This window comes from Paraburkholderia sp. (assembly GCF_050742655.1).
Taxonomy (GTDB): domain Bacteria; phylum Pseudomonadota; class Gammaproteobacteria; order Burkholderiales; family Burkholderiaceae; genus Paraburkholderia.
In genome coordinates this window covers 59870-83100 of the sequence record NZ_JBOIGG010000022.1, presented here as the reverse complement: position 1 = coordinate 83100, position 23231 = coordinate 59870, and the positions used below count along the sequence as shown (strand labels likewise).

17 protein-coding genes are annotated in these 23231 nt (G+C 66.1%); 5 read left to right on the top strand and 12 right to left on the bottom strand.

Annotated elements, in window-relative coordinates; genetic code table 11:
* Nucleotides 1–26: 26 nt before the first annotated feature.
* Nucleotides 27–917, bottom strand: coding sequence for a LysR family transcriptional regulator (locus tag ACREXZ_RS26180; RefSeq protein ID WP_431767077.1), 891 nt, complete (start codon nt 915–917; stop codon nt 27–29).
* 106 nt (nt 918–1023) lie between these two features.
* Between ACREXZ_RS26180 and ACREXZ_RS26175 the strand changes: the two genes are divergently transcribed.
* Both ACREXZ_RS26175 and ACREXZ_RS26170 read left to right on the top strand, forming a co-directional pair.
* A complete protein-coding gene (locus ACREXZ_RS26175) occupies nt 1024–1764 on the top strand; it encodes an SDR family NAD(P)-dependent oxidoreductase (protein ID WP_431767035.1) in 741 nt (246 codons plus the stop codon).
* Between the two features lie 38 nt (nt 1765–1802).
* Nucleotides 1803–2396: an NADPH-dependent F420 reductase gene (locus ACREXZ_RS26170; protein WP_431767034.1), complete on the top strand. Its 594-nt coding sequence runs from the start codon at nt 1803–1805 to the stop codon at nt 2394–2396.
* Here the strand turns inward: ACREXZ_RS26170 and ACREXZ_RS26165 are convergent, their stop codons facing one another.
* Both ACREXZ_RS26165 and ACREXZ_RS26160 read right to left on the bottom strand, forming a co-directional pair.
* A complete protein-coding gene (locus tag ACREXZ_RS26165; RefSeq protein ID WP_431767033.1) occupies nt 2397–3749 on the bottom strand; it encodes an MFS transporter in 1353 nt (450 codons plus the stop codon).
* A 20-nt stretch (nt 3750–3769) separates the two neighbouring features.
* Nucleotides 3770–4942 carry a M20 aminoacylase family protein gene (locus ACREXZ_RS26160; RefSeq protein WP_431767032.1) on the bottom strand — a complete coding sequence of 391 codons (1173 nt, stop codon included), beginning with the start codon at nt 4940–4942 and terminating at the stop codon, nt 3770–3772.
* A gap of 118 nt (nt 4943–5060) precedes the next feature.
* On the opposite strand from ACREXZ_RS26160, the gene ACREXZ_RS26155 reads away from it, so the two are divergent.
* Nucleotides 5061–6011 (top strand): LysR family transcriptional regulator, encoded by a 951-nt coding sequence (locus ACREXZ_RS26155; protein ID WP_431767031.1) that lies wholly within the window; start codon nt 5061–5063, stop codon nt 6009–6011.
* 23 nt (nt 6012–6034) lie between these two features.
* Here ACREXZ_RS26155 and ACREXZ_RS26150 read toward each other — a convergent pair whose 3' ends face one another.
* On the bottom strand, nt 6035–6928 hold the full coding sequence (locus ACREXZ_RS26150) for a LysR family transcriptional regulator ArgP (protein WP_431767030.1): 894 nt from the start codon (nt 6926–6928) through the stop codon (nt 6035–6037).
* Nucleotides 6929–7025: 97 nt separating this feature from the next.
* Between ACREXZ_RS26150 and ACREXZ_RS26145 the strand changes: the two genes are divergently transcribed.
* The gene (locus tag ACREXZ_RS26145; protein WP_431767029.1) at nt 7026–7655 is read left to right on the top strand and encodes a LysE/ArgO family amino acid transporter; all 630 of its coding nucleotides are present in this window, start codon (nt 7026–7028) and stop codon (nt 7653–7655) included.
* Nucleotides 7656–7737: 82 nt separating this feature from the next.
* Nucleotides 7738–8643 (top strand): LysR family transcriptional regulator, encoded by a 906-nt coding sequence (locus tag ACREXZ_RS26140; protein ID WP_431767028.1) that lies wholly within the window; start codon nt 7738–7740, stop codon nt 8641–8643.
* A gap of 70 nt (nt 8644–8713) precedes the next feature.
* Here the strand turns inward: ACREXZ_RS26140 and ACREXZ_RS26135 are convergent, their stop codons facing one another.
* The 8 genes from ACREXZ_RS26135 to ACREXZ_RS26100 all read right to left on the bottom strand — a co-directional run bounded on the left by ACREXZ_RS26135 (nt 8714) and on the right by ACREXZ_RS26100 (nt 22507).
* Nucleotides 8714–9616: an endo alpha-1,4 polygalactosaminidase gene (locus tag ACREXZ_RS26135; RefSeq protein WP_431767027.1), complete on the bottom strand. Its 903-nt coding sequence runs from the start codon at nt 9614–9616 to the stop codon at nt 8714–8716.
* Between the two features lie 48 nt (nt 9617–9664).
* Nucleotides 9665–11038, bottom strand: coding sequence for an exopolysaccharide Pel transporter PelG (pelG, locus tag ACREXZ_RS26130; protein ID WP_431767026.1), 1374 nt, complete (start codon nt 11036–11038; stop codon nt 9665–9667).
* Nucleotides 11038–12663 carry a GT4 family glycosyltransferase PelF gene (gene pelF / locus ACREXZ_RS26125; protein WP_431767025.1) on the bottom strand — a complete coding sequence of 542 codons (1626 nt, stop codon included), beginning with the start codon at nt 12661–12663 and terminating at the stop codon, nt 11038–11040. The genes pelG and pelF overlap by 1 nt, the downstream gene beginning before the upstream one ends.
* Nucleotides 12660–13724 (bottom strand): tetratricopeptide repeat protein, encoded by a 1065-nt coding sequence (locus ACREXZ_RS26120; RefSeq protein WP_431767024.1) that lies wholly within the window; start codon nt 13722–13724, stop codon nt 12660–12662. The genes pelF and ACREXZ_RS26120 overlap by 4 nt, the downstream gene beginning before the upstream one ends.
* Nucleotides 13717–15156 carry a PelD GGDEF domain-containing protein gene (locus ACREXZ_RS26115; protein ID WP_431767023.1) on the bottom strand — a complete coding sequence of 480 codons (1440 nt, stop codon included), beginning with the start codon at nt 15154–15156 and terminating at the stop codon, nt 13717–13719. The genes ACREXZ_RS26120 and ACREXZ_RS26115 overlap by 8 nt, the downstream gene beginning before the upstream one ends.
* Nucleotides 15157–15188: 32 nt before the next feature.
* On the bottom strand, nt 15189–15749 hold the full coding sequence (locus tag ACREXZ_RS26110; protein WP_431767022.1) for a penicillin-binding protein activator LpoB: 561 nt from the start codon (nt 15747–15749) through the stop codon (nt 15189–15191).
* A gap of 79 nt (nt 15750–15828) precedes the next feature.
* Nucleotides 15829–19797, bottom strand: a complete 3969-nt coding sequence (locus ACREXZ_RS26105) for a tetratricopeptide repeat protein (RefSeq protein ID WP_431767021.1) — start codon at nt 19795–19797, stop codon at nt 15829–15831.
* Nucleotides 19787–22507 (bottom strand): sugar ABC transporter, encoded by a 2721-nt coding sequence (locus ACREXZ_RS26100; RefSeq protein WP_431767076.1) that lies wholly within the window; start codon nt 22505–22507, stop codon nt 19787–19789. Before ACREXZ_RS26100 ends, ACREXZ_RS26105 begins: the two co-directional genes overlap by 11 nt.
* Nucleotides 22508–23231: the final 724 nt, after the last annotated feature.

Genomic DNA, 23231 nt, shown 5'->3' with positions numbered 1-23231 from the left:
TCCCTACGACGCGCCCGGAAGTTCGCCTAAATACGAGGCGGGAGCGCCGTAGCAAAAAACTCCGTCACCCGACGCACGCGTGCCGGCACGAATCGACGCTTGGGCCAGACAAGGCTGACGTCCCTGACGTCGCTGATGAATTCGTCGAGAACGGTGATCACGTCCGGATGCCGGAGTTCATCGGCAAGCGAGACCTTCGCAAACAGACCGATTCCCACCCCGGCCAGCACACCCGAGCGGATCGTTTCGACGCTGTTCGACGAAAGATTTCCGCGAACGGTCACGCTGAATCGACCCTCCTGCCCGACAAACGGCCAGTCCGCTGACTCCAGCAGGCCGCCATACAAAAGGCAATTGTGATCGACGAGTTCGGCGGGCGTCCTGGGTATGCCGCGTCGCTCGAAATAGCCACGCGATCCGACGCATACGAGCGGCGTGCTGGCCACGCGCCTGACGACCGTGTCGAGGTCGTTGACGGTACCCACCCGGATCGCCAGATCGATCCGGTCTTCGGCCATATCCCGCACGAAGTCCGACAGAACCATATCGACCTGAAGGCCGGGATTCAGCGACAGCAGTTCCGGTATCAGCGGAAGAACGTGAAGGCGGCCGAACGTCGAAGATGCGGCGATCCTGATCAGACCCGAGACATCGAGCGTGCTGCTGGTCAGTTCGCTGTCGGCTTCATCCATCTCGTCGACCAGCGGTTTGGTCCGGTCGTAGTATCGCTGCCCCTGATCCGTCAGGGTCACGCTGCGTGTGCTCCGGTTGAACAGCATCACACCGAGGCGCCTCTCCAGCGCGCCGATGGCCTTGCTGATAGCGGACTGCGATTCGCCGGTTCGACGTGCCGCGGCGGAAAAACCGCCCGCTTCGACGACGGCGATGAAGGCGTTCAACTCGTGAAATCGATCCACGATCAATTCCCCCAAAGAATAGATTTTATGAAAAATAAGCCAATTATCATTCCGGGAAGCGGCAATTACCATGGTTCTGTCAATCACGAACAGGCAGAAGGTTTCCATGTCCACTCTCGCAGGCAAGAACGCCGTCATTAGCGGCGGAACAACCGGTATCGGTCTGGCGATCGCCCAACGGTTCGTCGCCGAAGGCGCTCACGTCTTCATCTTCGGTCGTCGGCAAGCACAGCTCGACGAGGCCGCCAGACTGATCGGACGCAACGTCACCGCGATCAAGGCGGACGCCGCGAACCTCGATGACCTCGACCGTGTCGCTGCGACCGTCCGGGACAAAAAGGGGGGCGTCGACATCGTCGTGTCGAACGCGGGCTTTACCGAGCAGGCTTCGATCGACACGATCACGCCCGAGCATTTCGACAAGGCATTCAACCTGATGGCCCGCGGCCCCGTGTTCCTCGTGCAGAAGCTGCTGCCGCTGATGACAGGACGTGGATCGATCATCCTGGTCTCGTCGGCGATGCACGGCATGGGCATTCCTGGCCACACCGCCTACGCGGCGACCAAAGCGGCGTTGCGTTCCTATGCCCGCACCTGGGCGGCGGAATTCAAGGATCGCGGCATTCGCGTCAACACGCTGAGCCCTGGCGTCACCGACACCCCGATTCTCGACTCCCAGTCGGCGACACGCGAGGATCTGGTGAACATGTACCAGAGCATGGTCCCGCTCGGTCGACTCGCCCAGGCTGAGGAGCTTGCCGGCGCGGCGCTCTTCCTCGCGTCCGACCAGAGTTCGTATGTCACCGGTTCGGATCTGATGGCCGATGGTGGTATCGGTCAGGTTTGAGACCCGAGGGTCCTGGACAACCACTTATGGAGAATTCAATGAGCTACGCAATCATCGGTCTCGGCAAGATCGGAACTGCCATCGCCCACGCGTTCGCCCGCCAGGGAATCGAAGTCGCCGTCGCGGCCCGACGATCGCTCGACACACTCGCAGCGAAGATCGGTCCATCGATCGTCCCCCAGCGGATTGAGGATGCGGTCAAGGCCGATGTCATCATCCTCGCGGTCCCCTTCGCCACGCACCGCGATATCGCGCGGACCCTCGACAGCTGGAAGGGCAAGATCGTGATCGACGCGACCAACGCGTTTGGTGTCCCGCCGGAGGAACTGGACGGTCTGCCGTCGAGCGCTGTCGTCGCGAAGGCGTTCACCGGAGCGAAGGTGGTGAAGGCCTTCAATCACCTGCCTGCGGGAACGCTGGCTCAGGGGGCGACAACGCCTCAGGGAGGCCGGCGCGTCGTGTTCGTCTCCAGCGACGACGACGCGGCGAGCACGTCGGTTGCGGCCCTCGTCGACCGGCTCGGCTTCGCGCCGATCGAGCTGGGGCAGATCGGCGAAGGTGGCCTGCTTGTCCAGGCACGAGGCGACACGTGGGGCCGGCTTATTTTCCAGGACCTGGCCAGGTTCAACTGATCAATCGAGCGGCCGTCCCGCCGTTTCTCTCATAAACGGCAACGGCAACAGCGACACGAGCCCGCAACCAATCAGATACCACGCAGGCGCGAGCGTACTGCCCGTCAGCTGGATCAGCCACGTCGCGAAGAATTGCGCGAAGCCGCCGAACACCGACACGCCGAGGCAATACACCAGCGACATCCCCGTCGCTCGAATCGCGCGCGGAAACAGCTCCGGCAGCATCACGATGTTCGGCACCGCGGTGAACGCGACCAGCACCGCGAGCCCCGCGACCACCGCGAGCAATACCGGCACCGTCGGCACCGCGTTGATCGCGACGAACGCAGGATAGACCGTCGCGATCAACAGCACGCGCGACACCCACATCACCCGTTTGCGACCCACGCGGTCTGACAGCGCGCCGGCAAACGGCGAGCACACCACCGTCACCGCAGCCGCGGTCCACGATGCCCACAGCGCGAGCGCCATCGGCATATGCAGGATCTTGATCGCGTACGTGGACAGATAGAACAGCACGATGTAGTTCGCCGCGGTGCCGCCGATCGTCGTGAGTACGCCGGTCACGAGCGCGCCGCGGTGGCGGCCGACGATCTCGCGCACGGGGCGCGCGACGTCGACGGCAACCGCGGCGCCGGGCGCTGGTAACGTCAACGTCTCATCGAGATGACGGCGGATATACACGCCGACCGGTCCCATCGCCATACCGATCACGAACGGCACGCGCCACCCCCAGCTTTCGAGCGCATGCGTCGAGAGTCCCGCCGCGAGCGCCACGCCGAGCAGCGATCCGCACACGGTGTTGAGCCCCTGGCTCACGAATTGCCAGCTACCGTAGAAGCCGCGCGTGCGGTCGCTGCCGTACTCCATCAGCAGCGAAGTCGATGCACCGATCTCGCCGCCGAGCGCGAAGCCCTGCACGAGCCGCGCGGCAATCACGATGAGCGGCGCCGCCAGTCCGATCGATGCATACGTCGGCACGAACGCGATCATCGCGGAGCCGAGCGTCATCAGCCACAGTGTCGCGCTCATCGCGGCCTTGCGACCCGCCCGATCCGCGTACGCGCCGAGCACGATGCCGCCCACCGGCCGCATGATGAAACCGACGCCGAACGAACCGACCGCGAGCATCAACTGCGCGAGCTGTCCTTCCACCGGAAAATACAGCTTGCCGATGATCGTCGCGAAGAAGCTGTAGATCGTGAAATCGAAGAACTCGAGTCCGTTGCCGAGCGTGATCGCGGCGATCGCTTTCACGTGGTTCACGGCGGGCACGGCGACGCTCGACGCGCGTGCGTCGTCTTCATCGTGCTGCAGCGGATGCACTGTAGCGGGTGCGGCGGGATAGTCCATGTCTGCCTCCGTGGCGACGCCTAGACGAGAAACGCTTCGGCGAGCTTCACCCAGTACGCGGCGCCCGTCGCGAGGCAAGCGTCGTTGAAGTCGTAGCCGGGGTTGTGCACCATGCAGCCACCCTCGCCGTCACCGTTGCCGATGATCAGGTAACTGCCCGCGCAGCGTTCGAGCATGAACGCGAAGTCCTCGCTGCCGGTGAGCGGCTGCATCGCCGGCAGCAGGCCGTCGTCGCCGAGCCAACCGGTGGCGACGCGCTGCGCGAAGTCCGTCATCGCCGCATCGTTGACGAGCACCGGATAGCGGCGCTGATAATCGATCTCCGCGCGCGCGCCGTACACGGCGGCCTGCGCGTGGATCACCTCGGTGATGCGCTGCTGCAGCTGGTCGCGCACCTGCGGTTTCAGTGCGCGCACCGACAGGCGCAGTTCCGCGTGTTCCGGAATCACGTTCGGCGCCTCGCCCGCATGGATCGCGCCGACGGTCACGATCGCCATGTCGAGCGGCGCGACGTTGCGCGACACGATGGTCTGCAACGCGAGCACGATCTGCGCGCACACCACGACGGAGTCGACCGCCTTGTGCGGCATTGCGCCGTGACCGCCGCGTCCGGTGACGGTCGCGATCACGGTATCGGACGACGCCATGAACGGCCCCGGCAGAAAACCGAACTTGCCCGTCGGAAAGCCCGGCATGTTGTGCATCGCGAACACCGCATCGCACGGGAAGCGTTCGAACAGTCCATCTTCGATCATCTTCTTCGCGCCGGCGAGACCCTCTTCGGCCGGCTGGAAAATCAGGTTCAGCGTGCCGTCGAACGACTTCTCCCGGGCGAGATGCTTCGCTGCCGCGAGCAGCATCGCCGTGTGGCCGTCGTGACCGCACGCGTGCATCTTGCCGGGGATCGTGCTGGCGTACGGCAGGCCGGTCTGCTCGTGGATCGGCAGCGCGTCCATATCGGCGCGCAGACCGAGCCGGCGTGTGCCGGTGCCGACTTTCAGTTGTCCCACGATGCCCGTCTTGCCGAGCCCGCGATGCACCGTGTAGCCCCATTCCTGGAGCCGTTCGGCGACGAGGTCCGCCGTGACGAATTCCTCGTAGGCCAGTTCGGGATGCGCGTGGATCTTTTGCCGCAACGCGATCATTTCGGCTTCGATACCGGCGATCCCCGCTGGAATGACCATCGTGTTCATGCTGCTGTCTCCGTCCATGACCAGGTCGGGCCAGCATAGCCTCCGATTTATTTGACCGGCAGGCGTAGAATCGTCGCGACGGCAACCACCGGTTGCCCCCCCCCCGCAGCCCGCACCGATGAAACTTCACCAGCTCAGCACGCTCGCGGCGATTGCGGACACCGGCAGTCTGCGTGCCGCCGCGCGCTCGCTCGGCGTGTCGCCCGCCGCGGTCACGAAGGCCGTGCGCGAACTCGAAGCGGACGTGCGCGCGCCGCTCGTCAATCGCGGCACGAACGGCATCACGTTCACCGAGTATGGCCGCGCACTCGTCGTGCATGCGCGGCTCGTGCTCGGCCAGCTCGCGCGCGCCGAGTCCGAACTCGACGCGATGCGCGGCGCGGCGGCGGGCAAGCTGTCGATCGGCGTGACGCCGTGGGTCGCGCTGACATTCCTGCCCGAGACCGTGCAACGGTTTCGCCGGCGCATGCCGGACGTGCAGCTCGAATTCTTCGAGGGATTGCTCGCGGTCGTGCAACCGCGATTGCGCGACGGCACGCTCGATTTCTCGATCGGCCGGCCGCCGCCCGCGTCGCCGCAAGGAGAATTCCAGCACGTGCCGCTGTTCTCGACGCACGCGGCAGTGGTCGCGCGGCGCGGTCATCCACTGGCCGACTGCCGTTCGATTCTCGAGCTGGAAGACGCCGAATGGGTGCTGAACTGGGACCCGGCGAGTCGCGAATCGATGGCCGACAATCTGTTCCGTCGCCGCGGAATGAAAGTGCCGCACACGATCCATCTCGCGCACTCGTCCACGATCCTGATGAGTCTGCTGTCGCACACGGACATGCTGAGCATCTGTCCGTGGCCGCTCGTCGAACTGACGATGGCGAAAGAAAACCTGTGCGCGTTGCCGCTGCGCGAGACCGTCGACGAAACGATCGTCAGCGTGACGTCGCGGCGCGATGCGCCGCCCGGACCCGCCGGTACGTGCTTTCTCGACTGCCTGCGCGAAGTGATCGACGAAGGCGCGCGCTCGAAGGACCCCGAGCAGCGCCGCCTGTTCCATTCGATCGAACTACTGCTGTAAGCGACAGGCAGCGCGCGGAAATCTCAGTCAAGATAATCAGCCGCGCGCGTGCGCAGCATCGCGCCGAAATCGTCGAGCCAGCCGATCGACAGCCGCCAGCTTTGCCAGTACAGATCGATGTCGATGTGGCGGCCCGGCGCCATATCGACGAGTTCGCCGTTCGCGAAATGCGGCGCGATCATCCGCTCCGGACACATCCCCCAGCCGAGCCCCGTCACGCATGCGCGCAGAAAACCGGCGACGTGCGGAATCCAGTGCAACGGTGGATCGACTTCCGCGCGCGTCACGCGACGCACGAAGCGTTTCTGCAACTGGTCCTTGGGGCTAAACACAATGGAGGGTGCACCGCGCAACGTGTCGCGCGTGACCCCGTCCGCGAAATGACGCGCGTAAAACGACGGCGAACACACCGCGCGATAGCGCATCCGGCCAAGCCGCACCGACCGGCATCCCTGGATTGGCTCGGCCTGCGTCGTCACCGCGCCCTGCACGCTGCCGTCGCGGATGCGCTGCGCGGTGTGGTCCTGATCGTCGATCACGAGATCGAGCAGCGTCGAGCGTTCGACGCAGAAGTCGGCCACCGCGTCGAGAAACCATGTGCCGACGCTGTCGTCGTTCACCGCGATGCGCAGCGTGGGCCACGCGCTCGCCTGAATGCCGGGCAACGCCGGCAGCCGGCCCGTGAGTTCCGCTTCGAGCAGTTGCACCCGTTCAGTATGACGGCACAGCAGCGCACCGGACGAGGTCGCGACACACGGCTGGCCGCGCTTCACGAGCACGCTGCCGACGCGTTCCTCCAGCAGCTTCACCCGCTGCGATACCGCCGACGGCGTGACGTTCAGCGCGCCCGCCGCGCGGTCGAACGAACCGTGGCGCACGACCGCCGCGAGCGCATCGAGCAGTGCATAGTCGAGCATTAGCGTTCCTTAATCGGCGTTAGTCGAATTAGCTTCTCTTACTCTAGCCAGTCTTGCAGACTAACGCCAGTTCTAACAAACATCGATTGGATCGAGCATGTCCTGGCTGGCTTTTTCTCATGGTGCGGCGCTGTGCGCGTCGCTGATCGTCACCATCGGCGCGCAAAACGCGTTCGTGCTGCGGCAGGGTATCCAGCGCTCGCACGTCGGCAAGATCGTGATGCTGTGCATGCTGTCCGATTTCGCGCTGATCGCGGCCGGCGTCGGCGGCGCATCGGCGTTGATGGAACGCTACCCAACCTTCGTGCATGCGCTGCTGTACGTCGGGCTCGCGTATCTCGCGTGGTTCGGCCTGAGCGCGCTGCGCCGCGCATGGCGGCCGCGTCAGACGGGCCTGCATGTCGACGCATCCACTGACGTCGGACAGCAGCAGCAACCGCAGCGCGCACTGCCGATCGTGCTGACGACGCTCGCGTTGACATGGCTCAACCCGCACGTGTACCTCGACACGTTCCTGCTGATCGGCACGGCCGGCGCGCGCGAACCCCTCGATGCACGCGTCGCGTTCGCGCTCGGCGCGATGGCGGTCAGCGCGGTGTGGTTTATAGGCCTTGGCTATGGCGCGCGGCTGCTCGCGCCGCTGTTCCGGCGGGCAGGCGCATGGCGCGTGCTCGACGGCGCGATCGGTGGGATGGTGCTCTTGATCGCGGTGACGCAACTGCGCTAGCGCTGCACGAGGGCGTATACGCAGATCTACAAACGCGGATCGCCGTAAAATCGCCGCTTCAGTCGAGCGAGCGTCGCGCCCCATGGTCAATCCGACACACTTCGATCTCCACTCGCTGCGCGTCTTCCTGATGGTCGCCGAATCCGGCAGCCTCACGAAGGCGGCCGAGCGCAGCCACATGACACTGTCCGCGGTCAGCAAGCGGATCGCCGATCTCGAACGCGCCACCGATTGCGCGTTGCTCGTGCGGCAGCCGCGCGGCGTCGAGCTGACGCCCGCGGGCCAGGGACTGCTCGCACACGCCGCGCAGGTGCTCGACCAGGTGAACCGGATGGCGAGCGAGATGACCGACTTCGCGGTCGGCGTGCGCGGTCATGTGCGGATCTGGGCAAACACGTCGGCGATCGTGCAGTTCCTGCCGGTCGATCTGCAGCGCTTCGTCGCGACGCATCCCGGCATCCGGCTCACGCTCGCGGAACGGCTGAGCGGCGAGATCGTCGATGCGCTCGGCGAAGGTCGCACCGATCTCGGCATTTTTGCGGACAACGTGCCCGCGCCGCTGATCGACAAGCGCGTGTACCGGCGCGACCAGCTCGTGCTGCTGGTGCCGCCCGACCATCCGCTCGCAGACGCGCATGCAGTCGCCTTCACCGACACGCTCGACTACGACTACGTCGGCCTCACGGCGGGCAGCTCGCTGCTGATCCGGATGCTCGACGCGGCGATGGCGGCCGAACGCACGCTGCGGCTGCGCGTGCAGGTAAGCAGTTTCGACGGTATCTGCAGGATGATCGAGGCGGGGCTCGGCATCGGTGTACTGCCCGAGGCCGCGGTGCGTCGCGAGATTCTCTCGGCAGGTCTGCGCGCGGTACCGCTCACCGACGCGTGGGGCATCCGCACTCTGTGGATCGGCGCGAAGGCGGGTCGCATGCTCACGCCGGAGGCGGCGAAGCTGTTCGATTTCATGTCGGCTGAGACGGTGGACTGATCGCAGGCCACCGATTCCATCGCGTCGAGCGCGGCAGCAATCTGAGGCCGCGTCGCTATCAAGGGGTTTGCTAGTTCGCGCTGTCCGTTGTGTCCGGTCCCGCGCCGACCGTGCGCAGCGCCCCATCGGTCACGTATGGAATGAGTCCCTCCGCGCGAATCTTCGCGACGATCGTGCGACGACAGACGGCATCGTCCGGCGCGCAGTAGTCGATCGAAATAACCGGCAACCCATAGCGTTCGCGGATCGTCTTCGCCTGCGCGAGCAGCCAGTCGCGATCGGCCGTCGGCACCGCGTCGTAACGCTGGTTGCGCTGGTCCCAGTTACCGAACAACGATTCGAACGCGACCGCAGCCACCGCGTCGTGCACCTGCGGCAGGATCTCGAAGCCGCGATTCAGGATCAATTGCGCCTGCGGGTAACGCGTCTTCACCGCGCGGATCACCGCAACGAGGCCGGCCTCCTGCTTCGCACGCGCCGCGTCGGTCTTCGCAACCAGTTGATACGAATCGAGCGTGTCGAAAAAGAAGCCGCGATAGCCGCGCGCCCACAGCGGCGCGATGACCTTCTCGACGAAGAACGCGGGCCAGCCAGGCGCGGACTGATCGACGACCGTCGACGCCCACGTCGTGTTGCGTCCGAGCAGCCACTGCTTCGGCATCGCACGCGCGTAGTCGCGTTCGCGCGTTACTTCGCCGACGCTCACGTACGCGTACCACGCCGGACACGGCACGCGTTGCGCGCGTGGATCGAAGCCACTGTCCGGTTCGACAATGACGGTGCCGAACTTCGCAAGCTGTTCGACGGGCACGTTTTCGCCATAGAAGAACGCAACCGATTGCAGGTGCCCAGCCGCATCGTGCCCACACGCCGCGGGTTCCTCCGCGCGGGCAGCACGCGCCCACAGCGCGCACAGCACGATCACCGCAACAACGGCAAGCGCAGCGGCAACGGAAAGCACAGTCGGCATCATCGTCGATGAGCGAGAAAGATGGGATCGGACGAACGGCAACGGGTCACCTCACTGGCGCAGCATATAGGTTTCATACTCGAGACGGCTGAACTTGCGGTCGAGCAGCAGCACCGCCGCGACGTCGAGAATCAGCAGCGCGAGCGCGAAGCCGTAGCCGTACGCGTCGGGCGTCATCCACAGCGTGATGCCGGTCAGCACGCCGTTCAGCGCGACGAACCCGGCGGAGAGCGCCACCACCGAACGGCGCGCGTCGAGATAGAAGAACACGTTCAGCAGCCCGAGCAACAGCACCTGCAAGCTCGCCGCGATCACGTCGACGAGCAGCAGCGGCAAATACAGCGTCGAGATATGCAACGCTTCGAGCAGCCAGTGACCGAACGCGACGATCAGCAGCAGCACGACCGCCTGCACCTTGACGATCTCGTAGAGCCCCGCGCGCACGCTGTTCACCATCATGTCGCGCATGTCGTTGATGTGGCGCAGCGTCGCGCCGCTGCGCACCGCCTCGTAGAACGCGTCGTAATACTCGACGAAATCCGCCTCGATCCGCACGAGGAACGTCGCCATGCCGGGCATCACGCAGACGTATGCGATGAACACCGGGATGTCGTAGATCACTGATGCATGCAGCGGACCGATCACCTGCGAACCGGTGCCCGGCGCATACCAGAACATAAACTTGTCGAGCCACACGCCGAGATTGAACAGCAGCCCGACGAGCGCGAGACTCGGGTACGCGAAGCGCGGGTCGATCGCATCGAACGCGATGAAGCGGTCACTGCTGTAATTGCGGTAGATCAGCCCCGACAGCCCCGCGAAAAGCACCAGATGCCCGGCGACGAAACCGCCCAGCAGCCCCGAGATGCCCTGCCGGTTCAGCAGCAGCGCGAACGCGACGGTGCAGCCGTAGCCGACGAGAAACACCAGCAGGATCTGCCGGTATTGTTTAACGCTCGACAGAAAAATCACCGCGATCCAGATGTTGCTGACGACAACGAAGCCCGCCACCATCAGCACGCGATAGACGAGCGGTTCACCATGAAACCCGAGCGCGACCGCGACAAAGCCGACCAGCCCCGACGCTGCGGTGGCAAGCAGCACGATGCCGTTGTAGTTCGACAGCACGAGGTCCTCGCGCTTCTCGAACAGGCGGTCCGAGATAAAGCGCGTGAACGACAGCTGCAGCGGCCCAGTGAGGATCAGACTGCCCGCGATCAGATAGGTCACCGACACCTGGAACTGCACGATCGCGTACTTCGGGATCACGAACGCGAGACTCATCACGCCGATGATCAGAATGCCGAAGACCGACAGGATCAGCGGGCCGGAGCTGATCAACCCCGCGTACGCATACGCGCGCGCGACGCCGAACAGCGTTTGCTGCCGAAGGATCTTGCGCAGTTCGAAACCGATGCCGGCCATCAGCGGGTCTCCTGCTCGGGGTCGTTCGGAGCGGCTGTATGCACGGGGCAACCTGCCCCACTTGCCCCGCGTGCTCCACGTGCATCGTGCGGCCGGTCAGGCGCCACGGTCAGCGCGTCGTACAGCGTGCGGTACTGATCGATCATCTGCGCGCGCGTATAGAAGCGCCGCACCCGCGCGATGCCCGCCTGCTGCGCCGCCAGCCAGCGCGGCCCATCGCCGAGCAGATCGAGCACGGCCTGTGCAAACGCGGCCGGGTTTGCGATCGGCACGACCGCGCCCGCGCTGCCCAGCGCGCGGTCTTCATCGCTGAGTCCTTCGATCAGCTGACGGCATGAGCCGACGTCGGTCGTGATCGACGGCACACCGGCCGCGAAGCCCTCCAGCACGACGAGCGGCAGCGCTTCGCTGATCGACGTCAGCGCGATCACGTCGACCTTCGGCAAGATCGCGTCGATCCGCTGGAAGCCCAGGAAGCGCACGTTCTCCGCAAGCCCGAGACTCTGCGCGAGCGCGTGGCATTCCTGCGCGTACGCCGGGTCTTCCTCTTCTGGCCCGACGATCCAGCCTTCGAGGTCCGGCATCGTGCGCGACGCGATGAAGATCGCGCGAATAAACGTCTTGATGTCCTTGATCGGCACGACGCGGCCGATCAACGCGACGACGCGGCGCGGGCCATCGACGCGCTGATCGATCAGCGGCGCGAGGCCATCCACGTCGACGCCGTTCGGAATGTTGCGCGTCCGTTCGGCCGACGCGCCGTCGGCGATCTGCCGGCGACGGTTGGTCTCGTACAGCGCGACGATCTCGTCGGCGGCGTCGTACGCGAGCTTGCCGAGCGCTTCGAAAAAACGCACCCACAGCTCGCGGAAATAGCTGATCTTCGAAATGTCGCGCTCGAATGCGCCGCGATTGTCGCGAATCCACTGGCTTTGCAGCAGATCGATCTTGCGTTCCTTCGTGTAGATGCCGTGCTCCGACACGAGCAGCGGCCGACCGGTCCGGTAGTGCAACAGCGCCCCCAGAAAGCCCGCATAGCCGGTCGACACCGTGTGGTACACCCGTGCCGGCGGCAACTCACGTGCGATCCGCGCAAGTTGCCACAGCGGCTTGTGCATGATCCGCACGGTCCAGAAATAGTCCGTAAATGAAGGATCCGTGCAGTAGCGGTGATACTGGTCGACGATAAAGTCCCACGCCGCGCGGCTCGCGGTGAACTGCCGCTCGTTCAGCGGTCCGTCGTCGCCGATCAGCTGCACCATGTCGGCCATCAACGCGGCCGGGTTCTCGTCTCCATGGCCGCGCCATGCGTCGTGCAACGCGGCCGAACGCGCGAACGCGGCGGCATCGCCGGGAATCTCGCGCCGCGTGCTCGTGTCGGCTGGCGTATCGCTGTACAGGTAGTGCGCTTCGAAATGCACGACGTTCGCGGGCAACTCGTACGCGGCGGCGCGATAGTCCTCCTCGCGGCTGCCGATGAACGCGATCGCGAAACGTATTTGCGGGTACGCGCGGATCATCTCGTTGACCCAGCTCGACACGCCGCCGCGCACGTAGGGGAACGTGCCTTCGAGCAGCAGGCAGACATCGGCGTCGGCGGCGCGACGGATCAGGGACGGTTTCATGACGACCAGTAGCGGACGACGGGTTTGAGAACGGGTAGCGCAGCCGCGTTGCCGAGCGACGCGAGCAGTTCGCCGACCCGCGGATAATCGCCGCGCAGGAACGCGACTTCGGCGAGCCACGGCACGAGGCGTTCGCGCGGGAAGCCGAGTGCGAGCGCGCGGTCCATGTACTGCCCGGCTGCATCGGCATCGCTGTTCGCGAGCGCGAGGCGGCCGCGGATCAGCCACAGCGCGGCGTCGCTCGCATCGGTCGCGAGAGCGGCCTGCGCATGGCGGTCGGCCTGCTCCAGCGTGTGCTTGTAGACCGCGCCCTGCACGAGATTCTGATAGACGAGTTCGAAGTACAGCTCGGCGAGCCGTCGGTGAATTGCGTGACGCTGCGCATCGTCCGCGGCTTCGTCGAGCGTCTGCGAGGTCTGGAAGATCTTCTGCATGATCTCGTTCTCCGCGCGGTCGAGCGTGCCATACGCGATCAGCCGCACGTCCTCGATCGGATCGGCGAGCAGGTCGCGCAGCAGCGTGCCGGTGGTGCGCGTCGGCATGCTCTGGATCGCGACGAGTGCGGACAGCCGGTCGGACGCGGCGACCTGCGTGTTCACGAGACGCGCCTGCAGACGCGCGCCACCGCCGTGCGACACGCGCGACACCAGGTACGTGACGAACTCGGGCACCGGCACGTCGGCGAGCGTATCGTCGTCGCGTTTCGCGGGCCAGCACGCGGCCCACGCGCAACTCGCGAGCACGACGAGGCCAGCACCCACCGGCACGAACGTGCAGGCGAGCCACAATGCGGCAAGCGTCCAGCCGCGCGGCTCGTGGTAGCGTAACGGCAGCGCGAACCGGAACAGCACCGCTTGCGCCGCGCCGCCGACAACTGCCGCCGCGCTCACTGGCCACAGCGGGTCGATGTGCGCGTCAGGCACGCGAGCGAAATGCGCGAGCACCGCGTATTGCAATGCGGCCACGACGGCGACACCCGCGAGCGCCATCAGCACGCTCACCACCGTCAGCGCCGATGCAGCGCTGGACGGGACGGCAGACGTGGAAGCGGGCCTAGACATCGACGCCGCTTCGCTTCAGAAAGCGCTGCAACGCGAGCCCCGGCTCCAGACTGCCGAGGTGCAGCGTATGCACGCCGATGCGCGCGCCCTCGAGATCGAGACTGAACTGCGCCGCGAGACTCGATTCGATCCGCGCGAGATAACCGTCGATGCCGGTCGTGTCGGTCGCGGGCATCAGGTTCACGAGCACCGACTGGGTCGGCGTCTTCAGCGGCCACATCAGGTCGAGCGCGCGGCGACGACGCACCACGTGCTCGAAGAACGAATCGCCGGCCTCGTCGTGCGGAAACACCAGCGCGACCAGCGACGACGCGATGCCCGCTTCGCGCTGCAGACGCGTGAGGCGCCCGAGGTCGAGCGCGAAATCGTACGGACAGTTCGGCACCGCCGCGAGCACGTCGCGTACCAGATGCGAATGCTCGACACCGTCCGCGTAGTAACCGAGCAGCACGAGCAGCAGTTGCAGGTTGTCGAAGTTCAGCGACAGGAACGGCATGCGGCGGATCGCGAGCAGTGCGATCAGCCGGCCATCCGCCGATACGAGCGGCGCACACACGAGCAGTCGCGTAGCAAGCATCGCGGGCACGCTTTCGTCGGCTTTCAGATGCGCGACGCTCCTCGTTTCAAGCGCGCGCACGACGAGGTCGTCGCGCGGATCGAATTCGAATGCGTCGCCGAGCCGGGCAACCGGTTCGCGCGCGATTCGCGCACCGTTCACCGGATACAGCGCCGCCACTTCGATCTGGCAGGCCTGCGCGACGAATTCGAGCAGTTCGCGTGCGCCGGGCAGCGGTTCGTTTTCCGCGTTCGTATCTGAGCGCGCGACCGCAGGCCGCACATCGAGCCCATGCGCGATCGACAACCTGCGCAGTTCGGTGATCGAATCGCGCAGCGTCGTCGGCTTCGACAGCAGATCCTTTTCGAGCCGCTCATGCGACAACCGCATCAGGTAGTGGCTATTCGTGATCGCGACGAGCCGGTCGTTCAGGTAGTCGTTGATCGCGTTCGCGCGGCTCGCGCGGCTGCCCCACGTGTCGCCGAAATGGCCTGCGACGATCGTTTGCAGCAAACCGCCGGTGAAGAACAGCAGCGGCCACGCAGCGCCTGCCACGTGCGAGTGCACGTTCAATTGCCATGCAGCTACCACGAACGCGTCGGCGAGCAGTCCAAGCAGTGTGCCGTAGCGCAGCGCGACAATGAGCGGCGCGAACCACAGCCACGGAAACCCCGCGTGCAGCAGCAACGGATCGTCGCGATCGAACGCCCACGCAAGCGCGAGCACGATCACCATAAAAACTATCGTCTCGACGACCGACATCGGCCGCGCAGCAGCCGGCGCGACAAAGCGGCGCACCGCGCCGAGATGGCCGAACGGATTCGCGTGGCGCGGCCTGGCCGAAGCCGCGGTCGACGGTGCGTTGGCGTGGTTCACGGCGCCCTCCCGATCAGGTATCGCGGCGCGGATCACGAGCGCGGCTGCGTAGGCCGAAGCGGCGCGAGCAGGCCACCGATCAGCGAACCCGCGACGCTCGACAGGCTCGACCGGCTCCAGCCGCTGCGCGTACCCGCCGCGCTCCACACGACCTGACCCGACTCGACGTCGACCAGTTCGAACGTGAGCCCCGCAACCGGCTCGCCGTCGACGCCGACCTTGTAGCGCCATTCCTCGACTGCGCCGGCCAGCACGTACTTCACGTGCTGCTCGCGTGCCCACGCGAGCCGGCGGTCGCCGGTGTCGCGCTGCGCGGTGTCGAACATCGCGTTACCGGAGCCTTCGACCGGTGCGATCCGCACGTCCTTCAGACCGTTCGCACGCAGCACGTTCGCCGCGATCGCCGCGGCGCTGCCGCCGGCCGCGGGCGTTTCGGTGAAGTTCGCGATCGGCGCGATCGCGACCGCGTCGTTCGCCGCGAGCGTCGGCGCGGGCGTCTGGCGGATCGAAGCGCAGCCGGCCAGCAACGCCGCCGAAACGGCCAGCGCCATCGACCAGTGGGTAAAACGGGACCATCGATTCACTGTGTTCATCGAACACCTCCTCTGTCACATCACATCGTTGTTTGAGTCGCCGGGTCGACCACCGGGTCGACCCCACTTCCTGACCGTGTCAATAAAACCAGCTGTAACGCGCACCGAGCACCGTCACCGGCGTGCCGATCTTCGACACGCGCTGGTGCTCGACGAACAGCGCCGCATGATCGCCGCCGAACACCGTTCCCGCGATGCCCGCGCTGATCTCCGGCCCCCATCCCTGAATCGAATCGTGCACGATGCCGACATCGAGAAACGGCCGCCATCGATGCGTGTACTGGTCGCGCAGATCGTTGCCGAAGCCGGCGAACAGACCGTACTGCGAGTACGTCGCCGGGATGAAGTTGCCCGCGGTCGCCGGCTGATCGGCGGGTGGCAGCAGCGACGCGATCAGCGGGTCCGCGCGCCCGCTCGCGCCGTAGTCGCCGTGGATGCCGACGAGCCGCACCGTGTAGTCCGGATACGCCGTGCGGATCCGGTAGCTCAGTTGCGCCGTCGACAGCACACCGCTGCCGAGATAGGTGCGCGCCTGGCTATAGAAGCGGTCCGCCTCGACACTACCCGACAGCGTGACGCGCGTGCCGAGCTGCCACGTCAGATCGGCGATCGCGTTGTCCTTCATGCCTCCCACGCGAAGCGCCGGCAGTTCGTCGGCGATCTGGTTGCGGCCCGCGCGCACGCCGAATTGCAACGGCGCGTTGCGGCCAAACTCTGCGCCGACGCCAAACGTATAGAAGCTGTCGAGCGCTTCGCGGCGTCCCGCGCTCACCATGAATGCGGTGTCGAGCGTCTGCCGGCGCGCATAGAAGCTGACCGAGCGATCCACCGACGGCACGCCGACAAGCTGCGACGTATCGGTCGAGCGCTGGAAGTCCTGCGTGCTGGTCACACCGACCATATAGTGTTCGGCGATCTTGCGGCTGCCCGCAAGGGTCTGCTCGATATAGTCGAGCGGATGTTCGACGTAGCTCGTCACGGTCGCGTCGAGCGACTGCGGCCACCCGAGCGCCGTTTCTACGAGCCGTCGATGCATCTCGGTGTCGTCGGGTGCTCCGTCGAGGCCGTCGAACGCGAGCGCTTCCGCCTGCGCCGGACGGTCGACCGCAACCGTCGCGTCGATCCGGTCGTAACGCGGCAGCCGCGAGCCCTGCGCGAGCAGACGGTCCATCGTCGCGACGTCGTCGTCGGCAAGCGCGACGGTCAGTTGCGCGGCGGCCGGCTGCGCGAGACGGTTCACCGCCTGCAGCGCGAGCCAGCGCTTCGCAAGCGGATTCGCCTCGCGCGACAGCGCCCATGCGACGGCGACGTCCTGCGCGACTGCGGTGCGTAACTGGCGATCGTTGTCGAGCGCCGCTGCTGTTTTGCGCGAAGGCGTGTCGAGCGGCGGCAAACCACGCGTATCGCCGAGCAGCGTGCGGCGTTCGCGCGCGACGCTCGCGCGGGTTGCGTCGTCGCTGAGCAGATCGTCAAGCAGCGCGGCAGCCGTGTCGGCATCCGCGAAGTCGCCAGCGAGCGCGACGCGGCGGCTGCGCAGTTGCATCCGTGTCTCGGCGTCCTGCGATGCGCGCGTACGGGCCGTGCCGCGCTGAGCCGTCAGCCCCGCCTGCCGCGACCCAGGTGTGCGCGATGCATCCTCGCGCATCTGCAACCAGACCTTGCGACGGATCGACCACGCGAGATCGGAACGCCCCGCCATCTCCTGCGCATCCGCATAGGTGAGCAGCCACAGCGGATCGCGCGACATCAGCGCGGCCTGGCGACGCAGATATTCGAGCGCGTCGACGGGACGGTTCAGTCGCAGTTCGGCTGCCGCGTACGGCCCCCACAGCGGCGCGCTCTGCGCCGCCGTGCCGCGCCAGCGCACGAGCGCCGCGCGCAGTTCGGCATCGGTGCCGTAGTCGACGAGCGTCCACAGCAGCGCCGCGTCGAGATCCGCCGACGCGCCAGGCAGATCGACCGCGCGTTGCAGATCGTGCAGCGCATCGAGCGGACGACCAGTCTGCCGCTCGTATTCGGCGCGCACACCGAGAAAACCCGGCGACGCTTCGGCGGCCTCGCGTTCCTGCGGCGTGAGGCTCGCGAGCAACGCGTCGATGCGCTCCATCGCGCCCGCATCGGTGTAGTAGTAGACCGCTTCCTGCAGCGCGCGCACCGTATGGCCGCGCTGGTAACGCAGCTCGGAGATGCGGCCCGCGTCGATTGGATACGCGTCGTAGAAGTACGCCATGTCGCCGAGATCGTCGGGCGTCGCGGCGCCGCTCGCGAGCAGATGACGGTATGCGTCGTGCGTGGCGTCGTCCCGTTGCAGCAGCCGCGCGAGTTCGCCGTAGTTGCGCCAGAACACGTCGTCGTCGTCTTTCGCGACGCGGCTCGCGGGCGTCATCGCAGCGAGCGCGCCCGCGTAGTCGCCGTCGCGGTACAGCACGCTCGCCGTGTGCAGCGCGTAGCGCGGATTGCGCGGGTCGCGCTGCTGCAGCCGGCGATAGATCGCGAGCGCCTTATCGTCGTGGCCCGCGCGTTCCGCTAGCGCGCCGGTACGCTCGTCGAGCGCATTCGCTTCGCGACCGCGCGGCAGGCTTTCGAGGAATGCGATCGCGTCGTCGGGACGGCCGAGCCGCTCGTAGGTCGCGGTGACCGAGTCGACCAGCTTCAGATCGTCCGGCGTCGCGCGCGCACTGCGCAATAGCGCGGCGAGGTACGCGTTGTCGTCATCGAGCATCGGCGCGATGCGCAGCACGTTCTGCCAGCCGAGCGGATCGTCGGTCTCGCGCGCGTACTGGAGCCACGACTTCAGCGCGAGTTCGGGCGCCTTGTTCCACTCGGCGACCTGCGCGAGACGTTTTTGCCACAGCGTCGAATGCGGGTCTTTCGCGAGCTGCGCCTGCGCGACTTTCTGTGCGCTTGCGGGATCGGACGATTCGAGGAACGACTGGTATAGCAGATCGGGGATGTCGGGGGATGCGGTCTGCGGGATTGGCTGTGCCATCGCGGGCGCCGTATGTACCGTCGCGCGCGCGGTTGAAGCCATGACTTTGAGCACGTGCACGTGATCGCGCTGCGGTCTGGCGTCGTACGCTGCCGCGCGCAGCGCAAGCGCGAACGGCATTGGGCCGTCGCGATACGTCCATGCCGACTGCACGGGCACAACCGCGCGTTCATGTGCGCTTCGACCGTCACGCGGCCGGTACGCGATCCCGCCGATCCCCGCACGCCGCGCAAGCGCCTTCGCATAACGCTCGACCAGGTCCGGACGCTGTGCAGCACGCGCGAGATTGAGCAGCGCAACGAGCGTCGGCTGATCGTCGATGAACGTACCGCTCTGTTTCTCCGCGATCGCGATCGCGTCGCCCATCAGGTTGCCCGACTGCAGCGTGCGAATGCCTTCGATAAAACAGCGCCGCTGTTCGTCGAGCGTCGGCGCATTCGCCTCGCGACGAAACCAGCTGTCCGCTGCCTGCCGGTAGTCGCCGACCTGCAGCGCGTAGCGCGCGACGTCGGCGTCCCATCGATCGCGATGCGCGGGGTCCTGCTGCGCGAGACGCGCGTAGAAACGCAGCGCGAGCGCGGGTGCATCGACCGATGCCGCGTACTGCGCGAGCCACGCGAGATCGTGGTCGGACCAGTCGAGCGCGGCCGCATCGGCAACCTGCGCGCGCAGCGCATCGAGCGCCGCCGCGCGGCGCGGATCGTCGGCGGTCATCGCGAACGTGCGCTGCTGCGCGATCGCGAGCCGCAGACGCATCGCGTCCTGACGCATCCGCGCGGACGGCTGTGCATCCATCCGCTGCACGATGCGGCCCGCGTCCGCGAGGCGGCCGAGCGTGACGTACTGCGCGCCGAGCATCGACAGGAATTCTTCGTCGCGCGGCCGCACCTTCAGCCAGGCTTCGAGGTACGCCGCGCTCAGGTCGCTCGGCGCACCGACCGTCGCCATCCGCTCGCGCAGGCCGCCGCTCGGAGCGACCGCGTAGCAGGTCAGCAGCACGACGCCGGCCAGCACCAGCACGAGCCACAGCGAAACGATGCGCGGACGGTTATCGACCACAGGCAATCTCGACAGGCTGATAACGCATCGGCTCGCTCGGGCTCGCAACGGTATCGAAGCGCAGAGTCGCGCCGTCGCGTCGTGCGGCAACTGTCTGCCCCGCGACGCTGACGCGGCAACGCTGCGCATTGGCGAGCTTCACGAACGGCTGGTAGTAACCGCCGAACTCGAACGCGAGGCCGTCGGCGGTGCGGCGGAAATGCCGGACGAAGCCATTGGCTTCAGCGATGTACGGCAACTCATTCGCTGCAGAAGGCGTGCCGAACGACACGCGCGCCGCGCCGTCCGCGATGTGCACATAGGTGCCGTCCGGACCCGCCGCATAGCCGGTCACACCCGGCGACGCACCCAGGTTCGGTGCGTCGCTATGCGGCCAGTGCAGTTCGCGCACTTCGCCATTGCCGCGCACGATCCACGCGCCGCCACTCACCTCGCGCGCGACCGCGAAGCTGCGCCAGTCGAGCACCTTGTGCGTGTAGTCGGTGATGTAGACCGGCAACACCGGCTGCTTCAGCACGGTCGAGAAAATCTGGTCGAGCGCGCGCAGCGACGCGACTTTCGTGCCGCTGTACATGTGGTAGTACACGTCGATCGGCTTGAAGCGCAGCGGCCGGTCGGTCATGTCGTAGGTTTCGAGTACCTGCGTGAAGCCGTAGAACGGTCCGAGCCAGTTGTTCGTGTAGACGTTCTCGTCCTGATTCGGCGCATACACCTGGTACGCGCCCGGCCCCTTGTCGACGCCGATCGGCGCAATGTGGGTCCAGCTGTTCGCGGACTTTCGGATGATCGTGTCGCCGCCGTTGATGTTCTGCACGCCCGCCTCGTACGCCTTGCGCACCGCGATCGCGGGCGGCTCGCAGTCACCCGGCCATTGCAGCACTTCAGTGCGCTTGCCCGCCGGTGCGAGACGCGAATTGATGTAGTCGATCGAACCCGTGATCTCGCGATCGAGATTGAACGTATAGCCCGGAATGTTCAGCGAGAACGCAGTGTCACCGCCATTCCCACGATCCACACGATCCACGCGCTTGCCGGTCGTCAGATCGAGGTCGGCCATCTGGAACGGATGCGAGTACGTGTGCGAGCCGATCTGCACGTACGGCAGCGCGAACATCTGACGCGCGAGCGCTTCGAGACGCGGCGAAATCTTCGGATACAACCCGCTAGGTCCCACCTCGCCTTCGATCACCGACAGCGTCATCGGCACCTTGTAGCGCGTGAAAATCTGCTGATACAGCGCATCGCCGGAATAGTCGGCGCCGGGAAACTCTGCGCGCGACGCATAGCCGTCGCCGTCCACGTGCGACATGAACAGGCGCCGGCCGTTTTCCGTCGTGACGCTCGGCGACGGCATCGGCACGAGACGCAGCGCGGCGCTCATGAACGCGATCGGCTGGATGGCCCAGCGCGTCTGACCGATGCCGTTCAGCGACACGATCGTGTGCGGGCTCAGCACGTAGCCGCCCCACGGCGTGATCGCCGCGGCGTCGACGGTGCCACCCGACGCCGCGAGACGCAGCAGCGGCCGGCTCTTGTCGCCGACGCGCACGCCGGCGAGATCGCGAGCGTCGGGCTTCGGATCGATCTCGAAGCCCATCATCGGATCGTGCACGACGACGCCGACCGGCGCCGCGAACGGTCCCGGCACCGGCTGCAGATCGAGTGCCGCGCCCTCCTGCTCCGCGGCATCGAAACCGAACTGCCCCATGAACGCGACCGGCACATGATCGGCGATGCGTGCGTCGATCCAGCGCTGCCAGCTCGCGGGATCGACCGGCTCCGCGCCTTCGATCCACGCGACCACGCCTGCGTAGCGATCCGGCGTGATGTCGGTGGGCAGCGGCGCGTTCAGATCCGCGTACTCGACGTCGTAGCCGAGATAGTTGAGCGGCGTCGCGAGATTGCGCACGCCGAGCGTTTCGTCGAGCGGCTGGTCGGCGTCGCGGTTCTGCACGATCAGCACCTTGCGCGGCAGCACCTCGATTGCGCCGATGCCGACCACGTCGCGGCCCGCGCTCGTGACGTACGGCGTGACGCCGGTCGCGACGACCTGCGCGGCCGTCGAGCGCGCGCACGCACGGTCGGTGCGCGGACAGATTTCGAGCGACAGCACCGGCACGCCGGTTTGACGCATGAACGCCTGTGCCGCATCGACGCGTGCCGTGCGGTCCGCGGCCGGCACGTCGCGCACCGAGCGTGCGTCGTCGCCGTCGGTGTAGCCGCGCACGAGCGACGGGCCGAGTACCGCGTACAGCGTGTTCGCGTTCGCGTGCGGCAGCGCGGCGCGCAGCGCATCCGTGCCGCCGACGATCAGTCGCGCGTCCGGATGCGTAGCACGCAGCGCGTCGATCGACGCGATCGCATCGGGTGTGTCGAGCAGGAAGCCGCGATAGCCGCGCTGCCACAACGGCTCGATGCGCTGCGCGACGAATGCCGCGGGTTCGAGCGCGGCACCCTTCGGCACGCGTGCGAACCATACGGTGTGCGCGAGCGGATGCGTCGACGGATCGAAGTTGCTCATCGGGTTCAGTACGACTGCGTCGAAGGCCTGCAGCAGCGCGACGGGGGGCTGCGGGCCGTCGAAGAACGCGACGTTGACATGCAATGTCTGGACAGACACGGCGGCCTGTGCGGACGTCGGCACGAATGTCGCAGCGGGCACAAGCGCAGGCACAAGCGCGAGCAGCACGACGAGCGCACTCGCGGCCATGCCGTTCAATACGGCACGGCACGCGGCGAGGACGCGTTCTCTCGGGTCGTTCTTCAAGTCGTGTCGTTCCGGGTGTATCGCGGCATCGGCGGACCTCCGCGCGGCGCAGCGAGTATGAGAATCAGCGAGTGGAGTGAACCGTCGAGGTTCGCGGTCGCGACCGGAGGTTCGTCGTGCGCGAACGGGAGCCACCGGATCGCGAAAGCGTATCGGGGGGCATTGGAAAGCAAGGGGAAGTCCGCACGTTCATGGCCGTTTGATCGCAAGGAATGTTCTGGTTCTGGTCGGCCGCGAATGCGATTGCACCTGCTGTTTCGCAGTTTCGAATGCAATGGCGGGCACGGCCGAAAGTCCGTTGTCGGGCAATACCTCATTCAATAATGACCGACGACTTGAACCGGTGCCGAATATTTTTCCGACTTACGCATTCATTTCGATCTGGCATTACCGACGAAGTGCGGCGGATTTTAACCGAGGTATCCTGAAAATGGCACGATTGTTAAATGAAAGCTGCGCAGCGCGCTGAGGCCGCGCCCTGTATGGCGCTCCGATGAACCACCGTTCTGGTGAATCGTGCACAAGCGGTTCTATCCCGGACATCGATATTCGAGGGATTCGATCGGGATATTTGCACGGTAACGCATTCCATGAAGCAATCGAGTGCTAAAGACCCATGCCAAACGTTTGGAAGTTATTTTTTTGCGTTTTTTTAACACGCGCAAAC

Excerpts from the sequence above, each read along its gene's own strand:
- ACREXZ_RS26160 (WP_431767032.1), bottom strand. The coding sequence starts at position 4,942 with ATGAACACGATGGTCATTCCAGCGGGGATCGCCGGTATCGAAGCCGAA.
- pelG (WP_431767026.1), bottom strand. The coding sequence starts at position 11,038 with ATGGCCGGCATCGGTTTCGAACTGCGCAAGATCCTTCGGCAGCAAACG.
- ACREXZ_RS26140 (WP_431767028.1), top strand. The coding sequence starts at position 7,738 with ATGGTCAATCCGACACACTTCGATCTCCACTCGCTGCGCGTCTTCCTG.
- ACREXZ_RS26100 (WP_431767076.1), bottom strand. The coding sequence starts at position 22,507 with ATGGCCGCGAGTGCGCTCGTCGTGCTGCTCGCGCTTGTGCCTGCGCTT.
- ACREXZ_RS26170 (WP_431767034.1), top strand. The coding sequence starts at position 1,803 with ATGAGCTACGCAATCATCGGTCTCGGCAAGATCGGAACTGCCATCGCC.
- ACREXZ_RS26110 (WP_431767022.1), bottom strand. The coding sequence starts at position 15,749 with ATGAACACAGTGAATCGATGGTCCCGTTTTACCCACTGGTCGATGGCG.
- pelF (WP_431767025.1), bottom strand. The coding sequence starts at position 12,663 with ATGAAACCGTCCCTGATCCGTCGCGCCGCCGACGCCGATGTCTGCCTG.
- ACREXZ_RS26135 (WP_431767027.1), bottom strand. The coding sequence starts at position 9,616 with ATGATGCCGACTGTGCTTTCCGTTGCCGCTGCGCTTGCCGTTGTTGCG.
- ACREXZ_RS26155 (WP_431767031.1), top strand. The coding sequence starts at position 5,061 with ATGAAACTTCACCAGCTCAGCACGCTCGCGGCGATTGCGGACACCGGC.
- ACREXZ_RS26150 (WP_431767030.1), bottom strand. The coding sequence starts at position 6,928 with ATGCTCGACTATGCACTGCTCGATGCGCTCGCGGCGGTCGTGCGCCAC.
- ACREXZ_RS26165 (WP_431767033.1), bottom strand. The coding sequence starts at position 3,749 with ATGGACTATCCCGCCGCACCCGCTACAGTGCATCCGCTGCAGCACGAT.
- ACREXZ_RS26175 (WP_431767035.1), top strand. The coding sequence starts at position 1,024 with ATGTCCACTCTCGCAGGCAAGAACGCCGTCATTAGCGGCGGAACAACC.
- ACREXZ_RS26120 (WP_431767024.1), bottom strand. The coding sequence starts at position 13,724 with ATGTCTAGGCCCGCTTCCACGTCTGCCGTCCCGTCCAGCGCTGCATCG.
- ACREXZ_RS26145 (WP_431767029.1), top strand. The coding sequence starts at position 7,026 with ATGTCCTGGCTGGCTTTTTCTCATGGTGCGGCGCTGTGCGCGTCGCTG.